Origin of the sequence: Halorubrum halodurans (assembly GCF_002252985.1) — an archaeon.
GTDB classification, from domain to species: domain Archaea; phylum Halobacteriota; class Halobacteria; order Halobacteriales; family Haloferacaceae; genus Halorubrum; species Halorubrum halodurans.
In genome coordinates this window covers 1-6,562 of sequence record NZ_NHPJ01000062.1, presented here as the reverse complement: position 1 = coordinate 6,562, position 6,562 = coordinate 1, and the positions used below count along the sequence as shown (strand labels likewise).

Here is a 6,562-nt window from a genome sequence, read left to right as displayed (position 1 = left end):
CCGACGCCGGCGTCGGACCCGTTCGCGGGATCGGTCGTCGCCATGTTTCCCGGAATACGTCGATCCGTCATAACGGATTATATGTGCCGTATATCTCCGGGTAGAGTGCTGCGTATCGCTATATAGATGTCTCGGACGACCGGCGAGACGCGTTCGACCGTCGGCCGCTACGTTCGATATCCAGAAAATCTATATAGTAGGTATAGTACTAAATAGCACTATCGTCCACTACACCCCGTCGTATATTCCTCATAGCATGCTATTTACGTGGTCTTCGTCCACGATCCGGTGATGGAACCCACCCAGAACCTGGACGCGGAGGGAATCACCCGTCGGCAATCGCTCGCGGCGCTCGCCGGTGCCGGCGCGCTCGGACTCGCGGGCTGTACGCAGAGCACCGGCGGCTCCGGCGACGACGGTTCAGGCGACGGCTCCGGCGACGACTCGCTTTCCGGTTCGATCAACATCGCCGGCTCGAGCACCGTGTTCCCGCTGATGAGCGCGATCGCGGAGGACTTCGCTGAGGACTATCCGGACGTCTCCATCGACATCAGTTCGACCGGGTCCGGCGGCGGCTTCTCGAACTTCTTCTGTGTCGGCGAGACCGACTTCAACAACGCGAGCCGGCCGATCCAGCCGGCGGAGGAGGAGCTGTGTGCGGACAACGGCGTCGAGTACGTCGAGCTGATCGCGGCGACCGACGCGGTCACGGTCGTCGTCAATCCGGAGGCCGACTGGGTCGACTCGCTCACCGTCGAGGAGCTCGCGACGATCTGGGAGTCCGACCCGGCCCAGACGTGGGACGAGGTCCGCGACGAGTTCCCGAACGAGGAGATAGAGCGGTACGGCGCCGCCGACACCTCCGGCACCTACGACTACTTCATCGAGGCCGTCCTCGGCGAGCGGGGCCACACGAGCGACTACCAGGCGACGGAGAAGGACAACAACATCGCGAACGGGGTCTCGGGCAGCGAGTACGGGATCGGGTACTTCGGCTTCTCGTACTACTATCTGAACCCCGACCAGCTCAAGGCGCTCGCCATCGACGACGGCGACGGCCCCGTCGAGCCGAGCCTCGATACCGCCTCCAGCGGCGAGTACACCCCCCTCTCTCGCCCGCTGTTCACCTACCCCTCCATCGAGTCGCTCGGCAAGGAACACGTCGCCGAGTTCGCCCGCTACTTCGTCGAGCAGACGACGAACGAGGACCTCGTCGCCGGCGACGTCGGGTACGTGCCGGCGACGGAGGAGACCCAGGAGGAGCAGATGGGGAAGCTCGAGGACGCCATCGAGCGAGCGCAGGGCTGACCGGGCAGGATGAACCGGTGTATTGATTTACGACAGCGTGCGATACCCGACCGGTTGTGACAGATAGTACCGAGAGTCCCGATCTCCAGCGACGGAGCGGGCTCAGACGACTGAAGGAGGGAACTTACGGCGGGTTCTTCGCCGCCTGCGCGGCGATCACCCTGCTCACGACGGTCGCGATCTTCGCCACGCTGCTGTCCGACGCGGTGGTGTTCTTCGCGGAGATCCCGATCGTCGAGTTCCTGACCGGCACCAACTGGAGCCCGAACCCGGCCGGCGGCGGGCAGTCGTTCGGCATCATCCCGCTCCTGATCGGGACGCTCGTCGTGACGATCACGGCGGCGTTCATCGCGCTTCCGACCGGGACGCTGACGGCGATCTACCTCAGCGAGTACGCGACCCCGAACGCGCGATCGATCCTCAAACCTCTCCTCGAGATCCTCGCCGGGATCCCGACGGTCGTGTACGGCTACTTCGCGCTGGTGTACATCACCCCGGCGCTGAAGGCGACGCTGTTCCCGGAGATGAGCACCTTCAACGCGCTGTCGGCGTCGATCATGGTCGGCATCATGACGATCCCGATGGTGTCGTCGATCTCCGAGGACGCGATGAGCGCCGTGCCCGACGAGCTCCGCCAGGCCGGCTACGGCCTCGGCGCGACGAAGTTCGAGGTCTCGACCGGGATCGTCGTCCCCGCGTCGATCTCCGGGATCGCCTCCTCGTACATCCTCGCGGTCTCCCGCGCCGTCGGCGAGACGATGATCGTCGTCGTCGCGATGGGCGCGCAGGCCCGGATGCCGGCGGTGCGGGAGGCGCCGCTCGGGATCCCGTACATCAATCCCGCCGACGTGCTGTTGGAGTCCGGGATGACCATCACCGTCGCGATGGTCCAGATCGCGGGCGGCGACCTCACGGGCGGGACGATCCCGTACGACTCGATGTTCGCGCTCGGCCTCGCGCTGTTCGTGGTGACGCTCGCAATGAACGTACTCAGTGACATCATCGCGGAACGCTACCGGGAGGAGTACTGATGGCGACCGACAACCAGAACGCGACCGGATTCGGCGAGGTGAGCCGGGTTCGCGGGATCGTCTTCGAGTACCTCTCGCTCGGCGCGAGCGTGGCGGGTCTCGTCGCGCTCGGCGTCCTCCTCGTGTACGTCGCGATCGACGCCTTCGACCTGGCGAACGCGAGCCCCGAGTGGCTGTTGACCTACTTCCTGACGCTCGTCGTCCCGTTCCTCGCCTTCTGTCTGTACAGCGCGGACGACGCCGCGGTGACCCGCCGCGTTGTCGGCGTCCTCGCCGGCGGGCTCGTCGCCGTCGCCGGGGTCTTCACCGCGATCGAGACGTTCGTCGTGACGATCCCTCGACTCAGCTGGCAGCTCGCGTACCTCTTCGTCGTCGCCGCGCCCGTCACGGCGTACCTCGCGTACGTCGGCAGCCACGGTCGCGTCGGGGCGGTCGGGTTCGGCCTCCTCGGTCGGCTCGTCGGCGGGATCGCCGTCGGCCTCGCCGTCGGGACTCTCTTTCTGGTGTTCGACGAGCTGGTGTGGTTCCTCGCGTACACGCTCGGCGTCCTCCCGGCCGCGGCGCTGTACGCGTACGGTCGGTGGCGTGCCGCGGCTCGGGCCGTGACGGCCGCGGCCCCGATCGGTCTCCTCGGGCTCGTCGCCGCGGCGGTCCTCCGCGGCGTCGTCCGGACGTATCCGTCGGACCTCGTCATCTACCTCTGGACGCTCGCGATCCCGGTCGCGGCCGTCGGGGCCCTCGTCGTCGCCGCCCGCGGGAGCCGGACCGCGGCGGTCGCGGCCGGCGGCGGTCCGCTCGCGCTCGCGACCGCCGGCGGGTTCCTCGCCGGGAGCGTCGGGCTCCCCGGCCCCACCACGCTGATCGTGCTCGCGGTGACGGGCGTGCCGACCGCGGTCTACGTCCATCGAGTCGTCGACGTCGGCGAGGGGACGGTCGGGCTCGGGCTGCCGCTCCTGCTCGCCGCCGGCGTGATCGTCGGGGCGCTCGTCGTCGAGGCGTGGGGCGTGCCGGCACCGGACCCGTGGCTCGACGCCTCGTACGTCACCGAGGCTCCCTCGCGGAACGCCGCCGAGGCGGGGCTGTACCCGGCAATCGTCGGATCCGTGATCATCATCGCGCTGGTGGCGGTGCTCTCGTTCGTGCTCGGCGTCGGCACCTCGGTCTTCCTCGAGGAGTACACCGCCGGAAGCGGGCTCGTCGGATCGCTGACCCGCCTGTTACAGATCAACATCGCGAACCTCGCCGCCATCCCGTCCGTCGTCTACGGCCTCCTCGGGCTGGGGCTGTTCGCGAACCTGCTCGGGCTCGGCTACGGAACGGCGGTGACGGCCGCGTTGACGCTGTCGCTTCTCATCCTCCCGATCACGATCATCTCGGCACAGGAGGCGATCCGGTCGGTGCCGGACGACCTGCGGCGCGGGTCCGACGCGATGGGCGCGACGCGCTGGCAGACGACGAAGAACGTCGTGCTGCCGGAGGCGCTGCCGGGCATCCTGACGGGAACGATCCTCGCGCTCGGGCGGGCGATCGGCGAGACCGCGCCGCTCATCATGATCGGGGCGGCGACGACCGTCTTCAGCGCGCCGGGCAGCCTCTTCAGCCGCTTCAGCGCGATGCCGATGCAGATCTACGCGTGGGCCGGCTTCCCGCAGGCGGAGTTCCGGTACGGCGTCGTCGCGGCCGGCGTGATCACGCTCCTGATCATTCTCATCGGCATGAACGGAACGGCGATACTGCTTCGGAACCGTGCGGAACGGGGGAGCTAACATGAGTAACACATCATCCGACACGACGGGAGACGAATCGCTCATCACGACCGACGTCGAGACCGGATCGACGGACCGATCGACGGCGGTCGGCGAGACGGCGGTCGCGGCGCGCGACCTGGACGTCTTCTACGGCGACGAACAGGCCATCGACGACGTGTCGATCGAGATCCCCGAGAAGCGCGTGACCGCGCTCATCGGCCCCTCGGGCTGTGGCAAGTCGACGTTCCTCCGGTGTATCAACCGGATGAACGACATGATCGACGTCTGTCGGGTCGAGGGCGACGTGGAGTTCGGCGGCAAGAACGTGTACGACGACGACGTCGACCCGGTCGCGCTCCGACGGAAGATCGGGATGGTGTTCCAGAAGCCGAACCCCTTCCCCAAGTCGATCCGCGACAACGTCGCGTACGGCCTGAAGATCCAGGGGTTCGACGGCGACGTCGACGCCCGCGTCGAGGAGTCGCTGAAGGGCGCCGCCCTCTGGGACGAGGTGAAAGACCAGCTCGACTCCTCCGGGCTCGACCTGTCGGGCGGACAACAACAGCGCCTCTGTATCGCCCGCGCCATCGCCCCCGACCCCGAGGTGATCCTCATGGACGAGCCGACCTCGGCGCTCGATCCGGTCGCGGCCTCGAAGATCGAGGACCTGATCGACGGCCTCGCCGAGGAGTACACCGTCATCATCGTCACGCACAACATGCAGCAGGCGGCCCGCATCTCCGACCGGACCGCCGTGTTCCTCACCGGCGGCCGGCTCGTCGAGTACGACGACACGGCGAAGATCTTCGAGGACCCCGAAGAACAGCGCGTCGAGGACTACATCACGGGCAAGTTCGGGTGACCCGTCTCGCGGTTCGGACCGTCACTCTCCGGACCGGCGAACCCGCGTCCCGGCGACGTGGTCGCCGACGCGCCGGTCGCCGTCCGTGAGGAGGACGACGACGGCGCCGACGAGGTAGACGACCGCGCCGTCGACGACGCGGAGGAGGTTCCGGACCAGCGCCGCCCGGAGCCCGCACGGCGACCCGTCGCGGTCGCGGACGACGAGTCCGAGGAGCCGCTTCCCCGGCGTCCGCCCGAACGCCCCCTCGAAGGCGACGTAGTAGCCGAGGTACGCGACCGGGAGGACGAGGCGGCCCGCGAGCACGGACGGGCCGGCGAGGAGGCGAACGGCGACCGTGGTGAGCCCGAACAGCGTCGCGACGAGCAGCGCGTCGGCGACCAGCGCGCCCCCGCGCCGGAGGAGCAGTCCCGCGTCCGTGCCCGTCCCGAGTCGGGGGCGTTCCATGACGGCCGGTCGGTCGGCTCGGAATAAAACGGATCGGAACGCGGGGAGCCGAGCCGGGACGGAACGGCCGAACCTCACTCGCCGCCCGAGCCGGGGGCGCTCGTCGTCCGCCGCCCGCGGAACCGGCCGTCCCCGGCCGGCTCGACCGCGAACCCGAGGTCGGCGTAGAAGTCCCGCAGATCCGCGTCGAAGGCCGCGGTGAGCGCGTCGACGTCGGGATCCGATCGCGCCTCCCGCACCGCGCGAGCGACGAGCGCGGACCCGATCCCTCGCCCGCGCCGCGCGCGCCTGACGGCGACCGCGTCGACGTGACGCACCGTCCGCTCCGGCCGGGTCGCGACGAGCGCGCCGACGACGGAGCCGGTCCGATCGAAGCGCGCGACGAGGACGTCGCCGGCGTCGATCCGGGCGACGAGGGCGTCGGCGTCGGTCTCCAGCATCGCGGCGTCGAGCACGCGGAGGGCGTCGAGCCGGTCGTCGGGCGTCGCCGACTCGATCGCGACCCCCGCAGGGGGCGGACCGGGACCGTCGGCGTCCGTCACGCTCTCACTCGCCCGCGGCGACGAGGCCGGTCGTCCCGCCTCGGATCAGCCGAAGCAGCCGCACCCGGTCGGCGTCGACGGGGCGGTCGCCGGGAACGGGCGAGCCGTCGACGAGGACCGACGCCTCCTGGGGGTGAAAGCCCGCGGCGCGGATCAGGTCGGCGTAGGTCGCGTCGGCGGCGACGGCGTACGTCTCCGTGTCGCCGCCGACGACGTCGACGGTCACCTCCATGCGTCGATCCCCGCGCCTTGCGTCCCCGTCACCCGTCCAGCCGCTCGCGCAGCAGCCCGTTCACCTGGCCGGGATCGGCGCTCCCGCCGGTCGCCTGCATCACCTGGCCGACGAGGAAGTTGATCGCGCCGTCGTCGCCGTCGTGGTAGTCGGCCACGGCGTCGGGGTTGTCGTCGATCGCGGCCTCGACGGCGGCCTCGACCTCGCCGGACTCGGCCTTGCCGAGCCCCTCGCGGTCGACGATCGCGTCGGGGTCGTCGCCCTCGTCGAGCATCTCGCGGAGGACGACCTCCTCGGCGTTCTTCACCGTCAGCTCCTCGGCGGCGACGAGCTCGATCAGGCGCTTGAACTCGTCGAGCCGGTCGGTCACGTCGGTGATCTCGAGCTCGCGG

7 protein-coding genes and 1 pseudogene are annotated in these 6,562 nt (G+C 69.4%); 4 read left to right on the top strand and 4 right to left on the bottom strand.

Features of this window, described 5'->3' with window-relative positions; genetic code table 11:
* Positions 1 to 291 precede the first annotated feature (291 nt).
* Genes DJ70_RS06165 through pstB form a run of 4 tightly spaced genes read left to right on the top strand, consistent with a single transcriptional unit; the run spans position 292 to position 4,949 of the window.
* The gene (locus DJ70_RS06165) at positions 292 to 1,308 is read left to right on the top strand and encodes a PstS family phosphate ABC transporter substrate-binding protein (RefSeq protein WP_094531134.1); all 1,017 of its coding nucleotides are present in this window, start codon (positions 292 to 294) and stop codon (positions 1,306 to 1,308) included.
* Between the two features lie 56 nt (positions 1,309 to 1,364).
* Positions 1,365 to 2,339, top strand: a complete 975-nt coding sequence (gene pstC, locus DJ70_RS06160; RefSeq protein WP_094531130.1) for a phosphate ABC transporter permease subunit PstC — start codon at positions 1,365 to 1,367, stop codon at positions 2,337 to 2,339.
* Positions 2,339 to 4,105 (top strand): phosphate ABC transporter permease PstA, encoded by a 1,767-nt coding sequence (gene pstA / locus DJ70_RS06155; protein ID WP_094531128.1) that lies wholly within the window; start codon positions 2,339 to 2,341, stop codon positions 4,103 to 4,105. The genes pstC and pstA overlap by 1 nt, the downstream gene beginning before the upstream one ends.
* A gap of 1 nt (position 4,106) precedes the next feature.
* Positions 4,107 to 4,949: a phosphate ABC transporter ATP-binding protein PstB gene (pstB, locus tag DJ70_RS06150; protein WP_094531126.1), complete on the top strand. Its 843-nt coding sequence runs from the start codon at positions 4,107 to 4,109 to the stop codon at positions 4,947 to 4,949.
* A 21-nt stretch (positions 4,950 to 4,970) separates the two neighbouring features.
* Here the strand turns inward: pstB and DJ70_RS06145 are convergent, their stop codons facing one another.
* The 4 genes and pseudogenes from DJ70_RS06145 to DJ70_RS06130 form a co-directional block, all read right to left on the bottom strand.
* Positions 4,971 to 5,396 (bottom strand): RDD family protein, encoded by a 426-nt coding sequence (locus tag DJ70_RS06145; RefSeq protein ID WP_094531124.1) that lies wholly within the window; start codon positions 5,394 to 5,396, stop codon positions 4,971 to 4,973.
* Between the two features lie 74 nt (positions 5,397 to 5,470).
* Positions 5,471 to 5,938 (bottom strand): GNAT family N-acetyltransferase, encoded by a 468-nt coding sequence (locus DJ70_RS06140; protein WP_143420942.1) that lies wholly within the window; start codon positions 5,936 to 5,938, stop codon positions 5,471 to 5,473.
* Positions 5,939 to 5,942: 4 nt separating this feature from the next.
* The gene (samp2, locus tag DJ70_RS06135) at positions 5,943 to 6,170 is read right to left on the bottom strand and encodes a ubiquitin-like small modifier protein SAMP2 (protein WP_094531122.1); all 228 of its coding nucleotides are present in this window, start codon (positions 6,168 to 6,170) and stop codon (positions 5,943 to 5,945) included.
* 28 nt (positions 6,171 to 6,198) lie between these two features.
* Positions 6,199 to 6,562: pseudogene (locus DJ70_RS06130) on the bottom strand (Asp-tRNA(Asn)/Glu-tRNA(Gln) amidotransferase subunit GatB); the annotation flags it as partial.